Below are 14625 nucleotides of genomic sequence, written 5' to 3' on the forward strand. Positions count from 1 at the left end.
CCGGGCTACACCCAGTAGGGCACCCGGGCGCGGTACTGGCGCATCGCGAAGGCGGCCAGGATCCACCCGACGGCCGTCAGCACCAGCACCACGGCCCAGTGCCGCAGTTCCTGATGCGACCCGAGCAGCGGGGCGCGAACGATGTCGAGGTAGTGCAGCAGCGGGTTAAGTTCGACGATCTTCGACCACCGTCCGGCGCCCTGCTGCCGCAGGGTGTCGTCGTTCCAGATGATCGGCGTCATGAAGAACAGCAACTGCACGATCGAGAACAGCAGCGGTCCGATGTCGCGATAGCGGGTCGCCAGGATGCCGAAACACAGTGACACCCAGATGCAGTTGAGCACGATCAGCGCCAACGCCGGGATCACCGAAAGATCGGCCCACGACCAGGGTTTGGGGAAGATCATCGCGATGACGACATAGATGACGATGTTGTGCGCGAACAGGATCATCTGCCGCCACACCAGCCGGTAGACGTGCACGCTCAGCGGCGTCGGCAGTTGCTTGATCAGTCCCTCGTTGGCGACGAAGACGTCGGCGCCCTCCAGGATGGCGGCGTTGATCAGATTCCAGATGATCAGCCCCAGCGTCACATACGGCAGATGCAGCGACAGCTCGAGATGAAACAGCTTGGAGTACAGGCCGCCCATCGCCACGGCGGTGGTTCCGGTCGCGATGGTGATCCAGAACGGCCCCAGCACCGAGCGGCGGTAGCGCTGCTTGATGTCCTGCCAGCCCAGGTGCAGCCACAGCTCGTGCCGGCGGAAACCGTCGACGAGATCGCCCCCGGCGCGGGTGAAGGTCCGCGACTGTGCCGCCGCGTCGAGAAACGTCATCGGGGGCCTCCCGCATCGTGCTTGCCGAACTGCTCGCGACGTCCCAAGCGCCGCAACCGGATCCATTCCAGCAGGCCGCGCGGGTCGCGACGGGTCACCAGAAAGAACCAGCCGAATCGCACCCACTCCTGCACCAGCAGCTTGCGCAGGCCGGGCTGCGACAGCAGGTAGCCGCGGTTGCGGTAGGTGTAGAACCGCTTGGTGTGGTTGTCGGGATACTGGGTGTGCATGCGGCCACCCAGAATCGGGCGGAATTCATCGGACCCGCAGGGGTGCAGGTAGATCGTGTCCAGGCAGGTTCCGAAGGGCAGGCCGGAGCGAACCAGCCGGCGGTGCATCTCCACCTCGTCGCCGCGGATGAACAGCCGCAGATCCGGGACGCCGACCGCGTCCAGGGTGGCGGCCCGGAACAGGGCGCCGTTGAACAGCGACGCGATCCCGGGCAGCAGGTCCTGACCCGCCTCGGTGCGCAAATCGCTTGCGCGCCTTCGCCATACCAGGCCCCGCCGCAACGGGAAGGCCAGCCGCTGCGGGTCGTCGGAGTTGCAGACCATCGGCGACACCTCGGCCAGGCCGTGCTTCTCGGCGCAGGCCAGCAGGGTCGCGAGCACGTTCGAGTCTTGCGGGCGCCCATCGTCGTCGGCCAGCCACACCCAATCGGCGCCCTGGGCCAACGCGTGCAGCATGCCCAGCGCGAATCCTCCCGCGCCGCCCAGGTTTCGGTGCGATCCCAGGTAGGTGGTCGGGATCGGTTGCCCGGCAACAAGATCGCGGACCCGGCCGGAGCCCGGCCCTTCGTCGGTAAAATCGTTATCCACCACGATCAGGTGATCGGGCAGCCGGGTCTGCGTGCTCAGCACATCCAGCGACTTGGCCAGCTCGTCCGGGCGCCGGTGGGTGACGACGACGGCGAAGACGGTCTCACTCATCCCCGGATGCTCTTTGGGCCAGGGGTGTCTCGACCCGATTCGCGTGCTGGTCCTCTTCCAGCACCTCGCGGACGTGCCGGGCCGCGTCCTCCCCTTCATAGGCGCGCACCACGTCTTCGATGCCGCCGGACATGCGGATGACGCCGTGGTCGATCCACATCGCCGTCTTGCACAACCGGGCCAGGAATTCGTTGGAATGGCTGGCGAACACCAGGATTCCGGAGCGTTCCACCAGGCTTTGCAACCGCGACTGCGCCTTCTTCAGGAAGTCGGCGTCCACCGCGCCGATGCCCTCGTCGAGCAGCAGGATCTCGGGGTCGATGCTGGTGACCACGCCCATCGCCAGCCGCACGCGCATGCCGGTGGAATAGGTGCGCAGCGGCATCGATAGGTAGTCACCCAGCTCGGTGAACTCGGCGATCTCATCGACCTTGGACAGCATCTGCTTTCGCGTCTGGCCCAGGAACAGGCCGCGAATGATGATGTTCTCGTAGCCGGAGATCTCGGGGTCCATGCCCACGCCGAGATCGAAAACCGGCGCCACCCGGCCGGTGACCGTCGCCCAGCCCCGGGTGGGTTCGTAGATACCCGAAAGTAGGCGCAGCAGAGTCGATTTGCCCGCCCCGTTGTGGCCGACCAGTCCGACCCGGTCGCCGAGCTCGAGGGACATGGTGATGTCGCGCAACGCTTCCACCACCACCACGTTGGAGCTGTTGCGGCCGATCGTGCCGCCGGCCTTGCCCAGGAAGGCCTTCTTCAACGAGCGCGACTTGGCGTCGAAGATGGGAAACTCCACCCACGCGTTGTGCGTCTCGATGTGAGGACCAGAATCCGGCGCCATTGATGCCGCGTCTGCTTACAGGTACTGACCGTGCCCGGGCGCGCCGCCCGGCTTGCCGATGCCCGGGGGAAGCGCGCCCTGGCGCATCTTCTCCAGCTGCGCGCGGGCGGCCATCTGCTGGGCGAACAGCGCGGTCTGGATGCCGTGGAACAGACCCTCCAGCCAGCCGACCAACTGCGCTTGGGCGATGCGCAATTCGGCGTCGGACGGCGCGGCGTCCTCGTTGAAGGGCAGGGTGAGCCGGTCCAGCTCCTCGCGCAGTTCCGGCGCCAGGCCCTCTTCCAGTTCGCGGATGCTGGTCGCGTGGATCTCGCGCAGCCGGTTGCGGCTGGCCTCGTCCAGCGGGGCGGCCCGCACCTCCTCGAGCAGCTGCTTGATCATGGTCCCGATGCGCATCACCTTCGCCGGCTGCTCGACCAGGTCGGTCAGGGAACGCTCGTCGGCATCGTCGTCGGAGAGCGCCATCATCCGCGGGTCGACGCCGCCGATGATTTCGACGTCGTCGTCATCGTTGCGGGTACTCAATCCTTCACCATCCCCTTTGGACTATGAGTGTGGCGTCGTGCCGTTTCCGCGCCATTCATAAATTCGGGCACCGCCATTGTCGTAGATCAACGCCCACGACTTCGACTTATCCAGTGACACTAGTCCTTCGGGTACGGCGAACCCGCGGACAGTCGGCGTGCTGGTGTAGATGTACCGAATATTGAGCGCTTTGATCGCCTCGAGGACCCGCGGATCGGAATCGCCTTTGCGGGCCGAGGTCCAGAAGATGTAGCGGTAGTAGCCCGGGCCGGTCTGCTGCGGGAAGTCGTAGTGCGTCCACAGCGGATGCAGGTCGGCGACCGCGTACATCCACGCGGTGCCGTCGACGTTGGAGTTGCCGATCAGGGTGTCGTGCCCGCCGGGCAGCTTGGCCAGGTAGGCCATGGCCATCAGGTCGCGCTGGTCGATCATCACCGAGTCGTATTTGTCGCCGAGCAACACCAGGTGCCGATACAGGTAGTGGCGCCCGGTGAGCACGGTGGTCGCTACCAGCAGCACCGCGGTGGCCGAGACCCAGACCGGGGCGGGCAATTGCCTGAACCGGCCGGTGAACCGTTTGGCGCCGGCCACGACGCCCACGACTATCGCGAACACCGCGACGCCGGCCATCGGCTCCAGCAGCAGGGTGATGGCGGCCGAGATCCGGCGGGGATCCTTGTAGAAGAACTCGCCGAACATTCCGGCCGCCGCGCCGACCGGGCCGCCCAGCGGGTTTCCGGCGTCAACGTCGACCACGACCAGCACCAGCCACAAGGCCAGCGGCCACCAGATCTTCTTGATCAAAAAAATCACCCCGCCGACGGCCGTCACCGCGATCAGCCCGTACTGCACCGGGAAGTCGTTGAGGTGGCGCGAATGCTGGAAGACGGCGTCGAAGATTCCCCGCTTCTTGCTGAGGTGGGTCAGAAAGGAATGCCCCGCGATGATGTCTTCCTGCCCTTGGACGCTGATGAACTGCGGCAACAGGATCAGACCGGAGACCACCGCAACGCAGGCCAGGACCGAGAGATCGGCCAGCCTGCCCCGCACCGGATGCCACACCGCATCGATGAGCCACCAGGCCACCAGGAACAACAACACGATCACCCCGCCGGTGATGTGCACCGACATGACGCCCACCCAGGCCAGCACCGCTGTCGGGATGCGGTCGCGGTGCCGCAGCGTGGAGGCGATCAAGACGAATGCCGGGACCGCGACCCCGTAGGCCGCCAGGTTGGGCATCGCGGCGACGCCGAACTCGACGTAGGGCAGGGCGGTGAACGACGCCGACAACGCAGCCGCGGTGGCCGCCGCCCCGGCGCAGCGCCACTGCGTGGCGCGCGGCCGCAGCAGGTGCCAGGTGAGCATCGCCGCGCTGGTGGGAAACAGCCAGATCGATGCGGCGACCGAACTCAGCGTGTAGCCGGTGGTGGGCGCCGCCCCGGTCAGCTGGCAGAACACCGCGGTCAGGGCGTGGAACACCGACGGGTAGTACAGCGTCTTATGGGTCTCGACGTTGCGCAGCTCGCCCATGTGCGTGGACGACGCCTGGCCGGTGTCCAGGATGAATCGCACCTCGTTGGCGTGCCAGACGGCGTCCCAGGTGCTCGGGATGGTCTGCCAGCGGGTGGCCAGGCCACGGTAGGCGGCCCACATGATCAGCAGTGAACCCAACAGCACGCCCGCCCCCACCGCGATGGCGGGCCAGCGGCTGACCGAGCGGGCTTCGGCTTCGCGGTCCCGGAAGCGGGCTAGCAGCAGTTGCAGCGCGATCATCAGCACGCACACCACGGCAAATGCGGCCAGCGCCGTCCAGCCGTTCCACGGAATTCCGATGGCACCAAACGGAATAATGGCCAGCGCGACCACGCCGTAGGTCAGCGGCGGGCCGACCGCGACAGCCACCGGCCACGACAACTGACTGATGCGTGCGATGATCGCCCCGGGCGCTATCAGCAAAAACAATGCAATGAGCGTTCCGAACCAGAGCCCCACTCGACTAGTATGGCTGGCCGGGTGCTTTGGCTCGGGAAGCCACCAACTGGCCGGAACGTGTGTGGTACCCGCTACCGTCACAGTTTCGCAGAAAAGCGGAAGCTTTAAGGTGGCCCACATGGCATACGACGTCGCCCGGGTGCGCGGACTGCATCCGTCGCTGGGTGACGGGTGGGTACACTTCGACGCCCCGAGCGGGATGCTGGTCCCCGATTCCGTCGCGACCACGGTGTCGACGGCCTTCCGCAGGTCCGGCCCCACCACCGTGGGCGCGCATCCGTCCGCGCAGCGCAGCGCCGCCGTGCTGGAGGCGGCACGGGCCGCGGTGGCCGATCTGTTCAACGTCGAACCCGCCGGTGTCGTGCTGGGCGCCGACCGGGCGATCTTGCTGTCGGCGCTGGCCGAGGCGTCGTCGTCGCGGGCCGGCCTGGGCTACGAGGTCATCGTCAGCCGCCTGGACGACGAGGCCAACATCGCCCCGTGGCTGCGCGCCGCGCACCGGTACGGCGCCAAGGTCAAGTGGGCCGAGATCGACATCGAGACCGGAGAGCTCCCGACGTGGCAGTGGGAGGGGCTGATCGGGAAGTCGACCAGACTGGTCGCCGTCGCCTCGGCCTCCGGGACGCTGGGCACGGTCACCGACCTGCGGGCGATGACCAAGCTGGTGCACGACGTCGGCGGCCTGGTGGTCGTCGACCATTCCGCCGCGGCGCCCTACCGGCTGCTCGACGTGAAGGAAACCGACGCCGACGTGGTGGCGGTGAACGCCGCGGCCTGGGGTGGTCCCCCGATCGGGGCGATCGTGTTCCGCGACCCGGCGCTGCTCAACTCCTTCAGTTCCATCTCCCCGGACCCCAAGGCCGTCGGGCCGGCGCGCCTCGAGATCGGCGCGCACCAGTTCGGTCTGCTGGCCGGGGTGGTGGCCAGCATCGAGTACCTGGCGTCGCTCGACGAATCCGCTCGCGGCACCCGCCGCGAACGCCTGGCGGTGTCGATGCAGTCCGCCACCTCGTATCTGAACCGGATCTACGACTACCTGATGGTGTCGCTGCGCTCGCTGCCGTTGGTGATGGTGATCGGCCGCCCGGAGGTGCGGATCCCGGTGGTCAGTTTCGCCTTGAACGGCGTGCCTGCCGAGCGGGTGGTGCAGCGGTTGGCGGACAACGGGATTCTGGCCGTCACCAATGAAAGTTCGCGCGCGCTCGACGTGTTGGGCGTCAACGACGTCGGCGGCGCGGTCACCGTCGGGCTGGCGCACTACTCGACGACCGCCGAGGTCGACCAGTTGGTGCGCGCGCTGGCATCCCTGGGTTGATCCGCCGGCCCTAGGCCGGCAGCGTCAGCACGACCTTGCCGTGCACCTCCCCATCCGCCAGCTTCTGGTGCGCGGTGCCCGCCTGCTCGATGGGGATCCGCTCGCCGATGATGGGGCGAACCCGGCCGTCGGCGATCATCGGCCACACCTTGGCCGTCACGGCCTGCACGATCTCGCTCTTGCTGTTCGGCCCGCTCACCGGGCGGCCCCGCAGCGTGGTCCCGATGACGTGGGCCCGCTTGGCGAGCAGCTTGCCGACGTTGAGCTCGCCCTTGATGCCGCCCTGCATGCCGATGATGACGAGCTGGCCGTCGGTGGCCAGGGCGTCGAGGTTGCGGTCCAGATAGGACGCACCCATGATGTCGAAGATCACGTCGGCGCCGCCGAACTCCTGCACCCGTGCGACGAAGTCGTCCTCGCGGTAGTTGATGGTGATCTCGGCGCCCAGTTCGCGGCAGGTCTGCAGCTTTTCGGACGACCCGGCGGTGACCGCGACTCGGGCACCCAGCGCCCGGGCGATCTGGATGGCGTGGGTGCCGATGCCGCTGGCTCCGCCGTGCATCAGCAGCAGCTGCCCTTCGCCCAGGTGGGCGGTCAGCACCAGGTTCGACCACACGGTGCAGGCCACCTCGGGCAGCCCGGCCGCGTCGACCAGGCCGATGCCCGACGGAATCGGCAGCAGCTGGCCGGCGGGGACGGCGACGTACTCGGCGTATCCACCCCCGGCGAGCAGCGCGCAAACCTCTTGTCCGACAGACCAATTCGTGACATCCGAGCCGGTCTCGGCGATGACGCCGGACACCTCCATGCCGATGATCTCGCTCGCGCCCGGCGGCGGCGGGTACTTGCCGGCGGCCTGCAGCAGGTCGGCGCGGTTCACGCCGGCGGCGGCGACCTTGACCAGGACCTCGCCCGGCCCGGCGGAGACGTCCGGCACTTCCTGCCAGGAGAGTTGGTCGGCGGATTCGGCGACGATGGCGCGCATGGTGGCCACGCTACCGAGTCCCGCTACCCTAATCAGCGGTGGCGTGGCAGAGCGGCCTAATGCACTCGCCTTGAAAGCGAGAGACGGCTAAAACCGTCCGGGGGTTCAAATCCCTCCGCCACCGCTCTTAACGGTCGACACGCTGGTGCAGCGTCGGCGCGTAGCGCAGCACCGCGCCCACGCCGTCGGCCGGGGAGATCCGCTCGTCGGTGCGCACCAGCGCGGCGCCGACCGAAATCGCCGCCACCGGCAGCGCCTCGTCGGCCCGCAGCGTCTTGGCGGGCGCCGCACCCTGCTCGGACAACACGTTCTCGTCGGGGGCGATCGTCGTCAAACCCTCGTCCGCGACGACGGTCGCATCGCCGATGTCGCCGATGATCAAGGTCTCCACCGCGCCCTGACGCAGCGCTGAGCAGACCGCGCCGAGTCCCTCGGCCGCCAGCCCCGACTGCCGCCCGATCTCGGCGGTAAAGCGTTGTGCCGCATCGTCAATCGTGCGCAGCTGGCGCTTGACGAATTCGCTCTCGATGGCGTGTTCGATCTCGCCGAAGTCGTGACCGCTGTGCCGTGCCCCGATCTCGAGTGCCACCGCGCGGTCCTGCAGACGTTCGGGCAGCGCGGCGAGCAGATCGGAACGCGAGCGCACCTCACCCACCACGAAGATCACCTCGATCGCCTTGTCGTCGGCGAGCTCGGCGACGCGGTCGGCGACGGCGCGCACGTTCTTGCGGCCCGCCTCCTCGGTGCGCAACTGCGGGTCGCCGTAGCCGGCCGTTTCCGCGCCGGCGGATTTGTGCACCGGGTAGCCGCCGCCGTCGACCGTCTCGGTGCGCAGCGTCCCGCCGATGTGGGTGGTGATGTCGGCACCGCTGTGGTCGACGACCACCAGCACGTAGTCCGGGTGATCGAAGCTCTGCTCGAGAATCGGTACCAGATAAGGCAATTCGGAAACACGGACGACGTCGGTGGCGGCGGGCCGGGCCAGGTGCTCGTTGATCAGCACGCCGTCGGCGCTGGCGATCACCGCGCGTCCGCTGCGACCGATCGGCGGTCGCAGGTTCATGATCGCGTCCTCGATCTGGCCGATCACCGTCGTGCCGGCGCGCTGACGCTCCAGCTCTTCCTTGACGGCACGCCACTTCAGCTCGAGCTGAGTCTCGGCGTCATGGGTGTCGTGTGAGTCGTCGAAATACACCGAAGCGAACGGCCCCGGTGCGTCCAGCAGTTTGCGGAAGCGTTGCGAGTCCATGCCTTGTTGGTTGCCCCGCGAGCCCGGGGACAAACACCTAGCTTCGATCGCCCTCGCTGTCGTCGAAGAAGTGCCACTCGCCGTCGTGCTGGACTTCCATGCGCCAGCCGAGCTCGCTGTTGTCGGCCTTATTGTCGACGAACCACGCGTGTGCGTCGTCGGCGCTTTCGATGTCCTTGGTCGCGACGACCTCGCCCTTCGGGTCGAGCACTCGATAGGTAGCCATGACTGGCAGTATTCCCACTGCCGTCGTGATCAACCGGTCGGAATTTCGGCGGTGATCCTGTCCATCAGGGCGGTGTACCGGCGGGCTTCGGGATCCCGCCCGGGTTTGCCGCTGCTCACCACGCCGGCCGACAGTCCGCGCGCGGGGTCGGCCCAGATCGCGATGTTCACCAGGCCCAGGTTGCCGAACGCGTGCGGCGCGTTGCGCCCGAACGGGCCCCACCGATTGGTGCCCAGGATGTAGCCGGTGCCCCAGCGGGCCGGCTGCAGGCCGACCGCGAAATCCGGTCGCAGCCTACGGCATTCGGTCACCGCGTGGTACATGGTCTCCGGACTGATCACCCGCACGCCGTCGAGTTCGCCTCCGCGGCGCCATATCTCGGCGAACCGCGACATCTCCTGCGCGGTCGACACCGTGTTGGACGACGGGATGATGGTGGTCAAAAACGCCGCGGAGTTGGTGTACGGGATCATCTCGTGCACGGTTCCGCCGATCGCCTTGCGGAAGATCTGGGCGACCACCGGCGGGAGCGTTCGCCCGGTGGCGTGGCTGGGCGCGACCAATCCGACGTCCTTTTTCGCGACGCCGAAGTTGGTCCAGCGGAAGTCGAGCGGGTCGAGGATCTCGGTGGCCAGGATCTCGCGAATCTCCTTGCCGGTGGCCGCGTACACGATCTCGCGGACCAGCGGACCCCAGGTCAGCGCGTGGTACATGTGGACCAGCCCCGGACGGTAGAGGGGCCGCAACTCGCCCAGCTTCTGCTGCGCGTATTCGTGGTCGTCGGCGCGGGTGACGTCCGGCCTGGGGCCGGTGGGGAAGGGCAGTCCCGCGCTGTGTGTCATCACGTGCCGGATGGTGATCCGGTGCTTGCCGTGACTGGTGAACGTGGGGATGTATTCGCACACCCGGTCGTCGAGCGAGAAGACGCCGCGCTCGACGAGCATGTGCACCACGGTCGCCGCCATCCCCTTGGCCGCCGAGTAGACACAGAACGGTGTGTCCGGCGTGACCGCGATCTTCTCCGCGTCGGGCGGATCGCTCGGGGCGTTGCCCCAGCCGTGCCCGATCGCGCGGTTGAGCACGACGCGGCCGTGCCGGCGGATACAGAGCTGGATGGCGGGATGGAAGCCGGCCCGGTACCAGTGCCGGGCGGCCTGCCAGATCCGGTCGATGGCGGCGCTGTCGATTTCGGAGTGGTCTTCGGCGCCGATCGTCGTCACCGCGTCCAGGTCTGCCGGGAGGCGGATCTTGCCGTCGGGTGTGGTCACCTCAGCGAGGGTACGTGGCGCCGGCTTATTCCCCGGTGAACTGCGGCGGGCGCTTCTCGAACGTCGCCGAGATGCCCTCGGTCAGGTCCTTGGACGGCAGGAAGGCCGCGTTCCAGGCCGCCACGTAGCGCAGGCTCTCCGAGACCGCCGCGGTGCGCTGCTGGTCAAGAACGTCCTTGACGCCGTGCACGGTCAGCGGGGGATTGGCGGCGATCTCCGCGGCGGTGGCGTGCGCCGCGGCCAGGGTGGCGTCGGCGTCGGCGTACACGTCGTTGACCAGACCGATCTTCTCGGCGCGGGCCGCGTCGATGTCCTTGCCCGTCAGCGCCAGCTCGCGCAGGTGCCCGTCGTTCAGGATCAGCGGCAGGCGGGCCAGGCTGCCGACGTCGGCGACGATGGCGAGCTTGACCTCACGCACCGAGAACTTGGCGTCGGCGCTGGCGTAGCGGATGTCCACCGCCGAGATCAGGTCGACGCCGCCGCCGATGCACCAGCCGTGCACCGCGGCGATGGTGGGGGTCCGGCAGTCGGCGACCGCGGTGATCGCGCCCTGCATGCGCTTGACCTCGCGGTGGAACACCGCCCGCGGGCCGGCCAGCGCATCGCCGGACAGCAGCGGGGTGAACGACCCGCCCATCGCCGGCACGTCCAGGCCGTAGCTGAAGTTCTTGCCCGAGCCGGTCAAAACGATGGCCCGCACCTCGGGGTCGTCGTCCAGCGCCGCGAACAGTTCCGGCATCTCCGACCAGAAGGCCGGCCCCATCGCGTTGCCCTTGCCCGGTCCGATCAGCGTCACCTGGGCGACGTGGTCTTTCGTTTCGACGGTGACGGATTCGTATGCTTGCGCCATATCGAGACCGTAGCGTGGCGAATATGGCCCCTGACTTGCGACCCGGACCGCATTCCCAGCCCACCGACGAGTTGCACAGCGCCGAGGACACCTTCGGGGTGCTGCAGCGGGTCCTGCACACCATCGCCGCCGACGACCTGTCGCGGCAAACGCCGTGCACGGAATTCGACGTGTCGGCGCTGACCGGGCACCTGCTGAATTCGATCTCGGCTCTCGGGGGCATGGTGGGCGCGGAGATCCCGAAGCGCGCGGAAGGCGATTCGGTCGAGCGCCAGGTGGTCGCCGCGGCTCGGCCGGCGCTGGACGCCTGGCACCGCCACGGTCTGGACGGATCGGTGCCGCTCGGCAAGGGCGAGCTGCCGGCGAGCAGCGCATGCGGCATCCTGTCGATCGAATTCCTGGTCCACGCTTGGGATTACGCCGCCGCGGTGGGGCACGACATTCAGGCACCCGAGCCGCTGTCCGAATACGTGCTGGGGCTGGCGCGCCAGATCATCAGGCCGGAATCACGCGGTCAGGCCGGATTCGACGACCCGATCGAGGTCCCGGCCGACGCCGGCGCGCTCGAGCAGTTGGTCGCGTTCACCGGCCGCAACCCGGCGGGGTAGCGCGGAGCTACTCCTCCGTCGACTGTGCAGCCACGGCGGGCCCGCCCGGCGTGTCGCCGCCCTGGACGCACAGTCAAGGCCGTCGGTGCACACCCGACGGCGAGGCGACGGCGCTACTCGCGCTCGAGATAGAAGTAGTAGTACTTGCCGTTATCCCGGACGCCCTTGCCGTTCATGATGCCCATCACGGCGTCGTCGTCGATCTTCTTGAAGTGATCGTGCACCGGCTGGCCGTCGTAAACCATGGTGGCGGTGACCTCGCCGCGGAAGTCCTCCAGCCACAGGCTGGCCTCGCCCTTGCCCATCTCCACGTTGGAGAACTTGTTGCCGTCGGCGTCCAGGCAGACCAGCGGCTGCACGTCGCGGGCGGACTTGAAGGTCTTGCCGTACCAGCCGGCCTTTTCCAGTTGGCCGTTCATCTTGTGGCCGGTCTGGAACTCGCCGCCCTTCCACTCGCCGAGCATCCCGTCGATCGTCGCGGGCGCAAGTTCGGCCCAGAATTCGTCGAGCTCGGAATCCGCGATGTCGCCGCTGCGCTCTTTGAACTCGGTGAACTTCTTCCGCGCCAGGTCCACGCGCGACTCCTTACGATTCGGTGCGGGCAATCCAGTCGCAGGCGAAGCGCAGCAGGGCGTCATTCTCCTCCGGCGCACCAATGGTGACACGGATGCCTTCGTCCGCGAACGGCCGCACTATCAGGCGCGCGTCGGCGGCCTGCTCGGTGAAGTCCATGGTGCGCTTGCCTAGCGGCAGCCAGACGAAGTTGGCCTGCGACGGCGGCAGCTCGAATCCGGCCTCGCGCAGCGCGTCGCTCACGCGGGTGCGCTCGAGGACCAGCGCGTCGGTGCGGGCCATCAGCTCGTCGGACGCCTCGAGCGAGGCGATGGCGGCCGCCTGTGCGACGTTCGTCACCGCGAACGGCATGACGACCTTGTCCAGCGCGGTGATCAGGTCCGGGTGACCCACCGCGTAACCGCAGCGCAGCCCCGCCAGGCCGTAGGCCTTCGAAAAGGTCCGCAGCACAACGACGTTGCTGTGCGTCAGGGCCAGCTCGAGGCTGTTGGGCAGCATGCCGTCGCGGATGTATTCGACGTAGGCCTCGTCGATGGCGATCAGGACATGCGGCGGCACGGCCTCGACGAAGCGCGTCAACGCGTCCGGGTCGACGACGGTGGACGTCGGGTTGTTCGGGTTGCACACGAAGATCAGCCGGGTGCGGTCGGTGATCGCGGCGAGCATCGCGTCGAGGTCGTGCGTGTGGTCGGTCAGCGGCACCTTGACGGTCGCCGCGCCTGACACCTGGATGATCGGCAGGTAGCACTCGAAGCTGCGCCAGCCGATCATCACCTCGTCGCCGGCCGCGGCGGTGATCTGAACCAGTTGCTGGCACAAGGTGACCGAACCGCTACCGACCGCGATCTGTTCGGGCGCGACGTCGGAACCCAGGTGCATGGCCAGCGCGGCCTTGAGGTCCACGCTGGCGTTGTCCGGGTAGCGGTTGACGACGGCAACCGCGCGCTCGATGGCCGCATGCACGCTGGGCAGCGGGCCGTACACGGTCTCGTTGCTGGCCAGTTTGATGGAGCCCGGGACGTTCTTACCGGGGACATACACTGGCAGTCCGGCCAGTTCGTTGCGAAGACGAGCGGTCACTTCGACAGTTTATGTCTCGACTGTGTACAGTATGGCCGGTTCCGCGAGACCGGAAAGGGGTCGGTACCCTCAGAAAGTCCAAGGGAGGCGTGCCAGAGCGGCCGAATGGGGCTCACTGCTAATGAGTTGTCCCCCTCAAAGGGGACCGGAGGTTCAAATCCTCTCGCCTCCGCTAGATCCTTTAGCGGCAACACGGAACGACAACTGAAGAACAGGCGCCCGTAGCTCAACGGATAGAGCATCTGACTACGGATCAGAAGGTTAGGGGTTCGAATCCCTTCGGGCGCGCTCAGCAAGCTCCGCGATCCAAAATGATTGAAATCGTTAAGACCCAGTTTCTTGTGGGCGCGAATTTCCGTCGATACGTTTCCGCCCATGACAATCAGCATTGAGCAAATCGGTGGTGGCGCGGGCGGCGGTTTCTTGGGTGGCGGCGCCGGTGGCGGCTTCGTCGGCGGTGGTGCCGGCGGGGGCTACCTGGGTGGCGGCGGGGCCGGCGGCTAGGCCCCGGACTCGCGGACCCGGCCCGGCTCGAGGATCGGGCCGGGTGCTTTATCCGGCTCGGCAGCGGCCAGGTCGAGCTGCATCCACGCGACGTCGTGCCAGCCGTCGTGCTTCCACTCGACGCGCCGGTACCGGCCCACTTCGGTGAATCCGAACGACCGGTGGAAGGCGTTGCTGGCCTCATTGGGCTGAGTGATGCCGGCGAACGCCTGCCGGTAGCCCCGCTCGGTGAGCCTGCGCAGCAGCTCCGTGTAGAGCGCGCGCCCTCCCCCGGTGCGGTGATGGCCGGCTTCGAGGTAGATCCCGGTCTCGATCGACCACCGGTAGGTGGCTAGGCGATTGAGGGCGTGCCCGTAGGCGAAGCCGATCACCCGGCGATCGCGTTCCAGGACAAGCCATTCGTGGCGCACCTGGGCGGCGGCGATCCGCGCGGCCATCTCGCTTTCGGTCGGGACGTCGGTTTCCCAGCTGATGACGGTGTGCTCGACGTACGGCCGGTAAATGGCAACGCACGCACCCGCGTCCGCTGCCGATGCCGGGCGGATCAGGCCGCCGCTCGCGGGCACGTCGTTCGCGCTAGGGGCGCGGCTGGAACGGCTGGAACGGCCCCCGGCGGGGCGGTTCGGTCACGGTCTGCGTGACGGTGCTGGTCTCCGTGCTCGGTGCGGCCGTGGTGGGCGGCTCCGTCGTCGTGGGGGTGTCGGTGCTCGGCGGCGGGGCCGTTTCGGTCACCGTCTCGGTCGGCGCGCCACCACCACCGCCGCCGCCCCCGTGGTGGCGCGGCGCCCGCTCCGTGGTGGTCACCGGCGCGGTGGTGGAGGGGACGGGCGTTGTCGTGGTG

The 14625-nt window shown here is 67.9% G+C and carries 16 protein-coding genes, 3 tRNA genes and 1 pseudogene; 7 read left to right on the top strand and 13 right to left on the bottom strand.

Annotation, left to right across the window (positions count from 1 at the left end):
- Nucleotides 1–5: 5 nt before the first annotated feature.
- From wzm to ACYQ8K_RS16350, 5 genes are all read right to left on the bottom strand, one after another.
- Nucleotides 6–836 (bottom strand): galactan export ABC transporter permease subunit Wzm/RfbD, encoded by an 831-nt coding sequence (gene wzm, locus ACYQ8K_RS16330; RefSeq protein ID WP_459970504.1) that lies wholly within the window; start codon nt 834–836, stop codon nt 6–8.
- The gene (gene glfT1 / locus ACYQ8K_RS16335) at nt 833–1765 is read right to left on the bottom strand and encodes a galactofuranosyltransferase GlfT1 (RefSeq protein WP_459970506.1); all 933 of its coding nucleotides are present in this window, start codon (nt 1763–1765) and stop codon (nt 833–835) included. The genes wzm and glfT1 overlap by 4 nt, the downstream gene beginning before the upstream one ends.
- A complete protein-coding gene (gene wzt, locus ACYQ8K_RS16340; RefSeq protein ID WP_221045587.1) occupies nt 1758–2606 on the bottom strand; it encodes a galactan export ABC transporter ATP-binding subunit Wzt/RfbE in 849 nt (282 codons plus the stop codon). Before wzt ends, glfT1 begins: the two co-directional genes overlap by 8 nt.
- 15 nt (nt 2607–2621) lie before the next feature.
- Nucleotides 2622–3074 carry a bacterial proteasome activator family protein gene (locus ACYQ8K_RS16345; protein WP_459970535.1) on the bottom strand — a complete coding sequence of 151 codons (453 nt, stop codon included), beginning with the start codon at nt 3072–3074 and terminating at the stop codon, nt 2622–2624.
- A 78-nt stretch (nt 3075–3152) separates the two neighbouring features.
- Nucleotides 3153–5126, bottom strand: a complete 1974-nt coding sequence (locus tag ACYQ8K_RS16350; protein ID WP_459970509.1) for a DUF6541 family protein — start codon at nt 5124–5126, stop codon at nt 3153–3155.
- A gap of 118 nt (nt 5127–5244) precedes the next feature.
- On the opposite strand from ACYQ8K_RS16350, the gene ACYQ8K_RS16355 reads away from it, so the two are divergent.
- Nucleotides 5245–6441, top strand: coding sequence for a cysteine desulfurase-like protein (locus tag ACYQ8K_RS16355; RefSeq protein ID WP_065027478.1), 1197 nt, complete (start codon nt 5245–5247; stop codon nt 6439–6441).
- A gap of 10 nt (nt 6442–6451) precedes the next feature.
- On the opposite strand, the gene ACYQ8K_RS16360 is transcribed toward ACYQ8K_RS16355, so the two are convergent.
- Nucleotides 6452–7426, bottom strand: coding sequence for an NAD(P)H-quinone oxidoreductase (locus ACYQ8K_RS16360; RefSeq protein ID WP_459970511.1), 975 nt, complete (start codon nt 7424–7426; stop codon nt 6452–6454).
- A gap of 37 nt (nt 7427–7463) precedes the next feature.
- Between ACYQ8K_RS16360 and ACYQ8K_RS16365 the strand changes: the two genes are divergently transcribed.
- Nucleotides 7464–7550, top strand: a tRNA-Ser gene (locus tag ACYQ8K_RS16365).
- A gap of 3 nt (nt 7551–7553) precedes the next feature.
- On the opposite strand, the gene ACYQ8K_RS16370 is transcribed toward ACYQ8K_RS16365, so the two are convergent.
- The 4 genes from ACYQ8K_RS16370 to ACYQ8K_RS16385 are packed head-to-tail and all read right to left on the bottom strand — an operon-like array spanning nt 7554 to nt 11019.
- Nucleotides 7554–8675, bottom strand: coding sequence for an Rv2629 family ribosome hibernation factor (locus ACYQ8K_RS16370; RefSeq protein ID WP_459970512.1), 1122 nt, complete (start codon nt 8673–8675; stop codon nt 7554–7556).
- 37 nt (nt 8676–8712) lie between these two features.
- Nucleotides 8713–8901, bottom strand: coding sequence for a hypothetical protein (locus tag ACYQ8K_RS16375; RefSeq protein ID WP_007771958.1), 189 nt, complete (start codon nt 8899–8901; stop codon nt 8713–8715).
- A 29-nt stretch (nt 8902–8930) separates the two neighbouring features.
- Entirely contained in the window at nt 8931–10169 is a 1239-nt protein-coding gene (lipE, locus tag ACYQ8K_RS16380; protein WP_459970514.1) for a lipase LipE, read from the bottom strand.
- A gap of 25 nt (nt 10170–10194) precedes the next feature.
- A complete protein-coding gene (locus ACYQ8K_RS16385) occupies nt 10195–11019 on the bottom strand; it encodes a crotonase/enoyl-CoA hydratase family protein (RefSeq protein ID WP_065027482.1) in 825 nt (274 codons plus the stop codon).
- 23 nt (nt 11020–11042) lie between these two features.
- On the opposite strand from ACYQ8K_RS16385, the gene ACYQ8K_RS16390 reads away from it, so the two are divergent.
- On the top strand, nt 11043–11627 hold the full coding sequence (locus ACYQ8K_RS16390) for a TIGR03086 family metal-binding protein (protein ID WP_459970515.1): 585 nt from the start codon (nt 11043–11045) through the stop codon (nt 11625–11627).
- Between the two features lie 113 nt (nt 11628–11740).
- Here the strand turns inward: ACYQ8K_RS16390 and ACYQ8K_RS16395 are convergent, their stop codons facing one another.
- The gene (locus tag ACYQ8K_RS16395; protein ID WP_459970517.1) at nt 11741–12202 is read right to left on the bottom strand and encodes a DUF4334 domain-containing protein; all 462 of its coding nucleotides are present in this window, start codon (nt 12200–12202) and stop codon (nt 11741–11743) included.
- A gap of 10 nt (nt 12203–12212) precedes the next feature.
- Nucleotides 12213–13280: a histidinol-phosphate transaminase gene (gene hisC, locus ACYQ8K_RS16400; RefSeq protein ID WP_459970519.1), complete on the bottom strand. Its 1068-nt coding sequence runs from the start codon at nt 13278–13280 to the stop codon at nt 12213–12215.
- 83 nt (nt 13281–13363) lie between these two features.
- On the opposite strand from hisC, the gene ACYQ8K_RS16405 reads away from it, so the two are divergent.
- From ACYQ8K_RS16405 to ACYQ8K_RS16415, 3 genes are all read left to right on the top strand, one after another.
- Nucleotides 13364–13452 (top strand) — tRNA-Ser (locus ACYQ8K_RS16405).
- A 43-nt stretch (nt 13453–13495) separates the two neighbouring features.
- A tRNA-Arg gene (locus tag ACYQ8K_RS16410) sits at nt 13496–13568 on the top strand.
- A gap of 87 nt (nt 13569–13655) precedes the next feature.
- The gene (locus ACYQ8K_RS16415) at nt 13656–13784 is read left to right on the top strand and encodes a hypothetical protein (RefSeq protein ID WP_459970521.1); all 129 of its coding nucleotides are present in this window, start codon (nt 13656–13658) and stop codon (nt 13782–13784) included.
- Here the strand turns inward: ACYQ8K_RS16415 and ACYQ8K_RS16420 are convergent.
- A complete protein-coding gene (locus tag ACYQ8K_RS16420) occupies nt 13781–14350 on the bottom strand; it encodes an N-acetyltransferase family protein (protein WP_459970523.1) in 570 nt (189 codons plus the stop codon). The two genes, ACYQ8K_RS16415 and ACYQ8K_RS16420, sit on opposite strands and share 4 nt — an antisense overlap.
- 71 nt (nt 14351–14421) lie before the next feature.
- On the opposite strand from ACYQ8K_RS16420, the pseudogene ACYQ8K_RS16425 reads away from it, so the two are divergent.
- Nucleotides 14422–14625: pseudogene (locus tag ACYQ8K_RS16425) on the top strand (hypothetical protein); the annotation flags it as partial.

Source organism: Mycobacterium sp. MUNTM1 (assembly GCF_054660795.1).

Coding starts and splice junctions, on each gene's coding strand:
- wzm (WP_459970504.1), bottom strand. CDS start 836: ATGACGTTTCTCGACGCGGCGGCACAGTCGCGGACCTTCACCCGCGCC.
- glfT1 (WP_459970506.1), bottom strand. CDS start 1,765: ATGAGTGAGACCGTCTTCGCCGTCGTCGTCACCCACCGGCGCCCGGAC.
- wzt (WP_221045587.1), bottom strand. CDS start 2,606: ATGGCGCCGGATTCTGGTCCTCACATCGAGACGCACAACGCGTGGGTG.
- ACYQ8K_RS16345 (WP_459970535.1), bottom strand. CDS start 3,074: ATGATGGCGCTCTCCGACGACGATGCCGACGAGCGTTCCCTGACCGAC.
- ACYQ8K_RS16355 (WP_065027478.1), top strand. CDS start 5,245: ATGGCATACGACGTCGCCCGGGTGCGCGGACTGCATCCGTCGCTGGGT.
- ACYQ8K_RS16360 (WP_459970511.1), bottom strand. CDS start 7,426: ATGCGCGCCATCGTCGCCGAATCCGCCGACCAACTCTCCTGGCAGGAA.
- ACYQ8K_RS16370 (WP_459970512.1), bottom strand. CDS start 8,675: ATGGACTCGCAACGCTTCCGCAAACTGCTGGACGCACCGGGGCCGTTC.
- ACYQ8K_RS16375 (WP_007771958.1), bottom strand. CDS start 8,901: ATGGCTACCTATCGAGTGCTCGACCCGAAGGGCGAGGTCGTCGCGACC.
- ACYQ8K_RS16385 (WP_065027482.1), bottom strand. CDS start 11,019: ATGGCGCAAGCATACGAATCCGTCACCGTCGAAACGAAAGACCACGTC.
- ACYQ8K_RS16390 (WP_459970515.1), top strand. CDS start 11,043: ATGGCCCCTGACTTGCGACCCGGACCGCATTCCCAGCCCACCGACGAG.
- ACYQ8K_RS16415 (WP_459970521.1), top strand. CDS start 13,656: ATGACAATCAGCATTGAGCAAATCGGTGGTGGCGCGGGCGGCGGTTTC.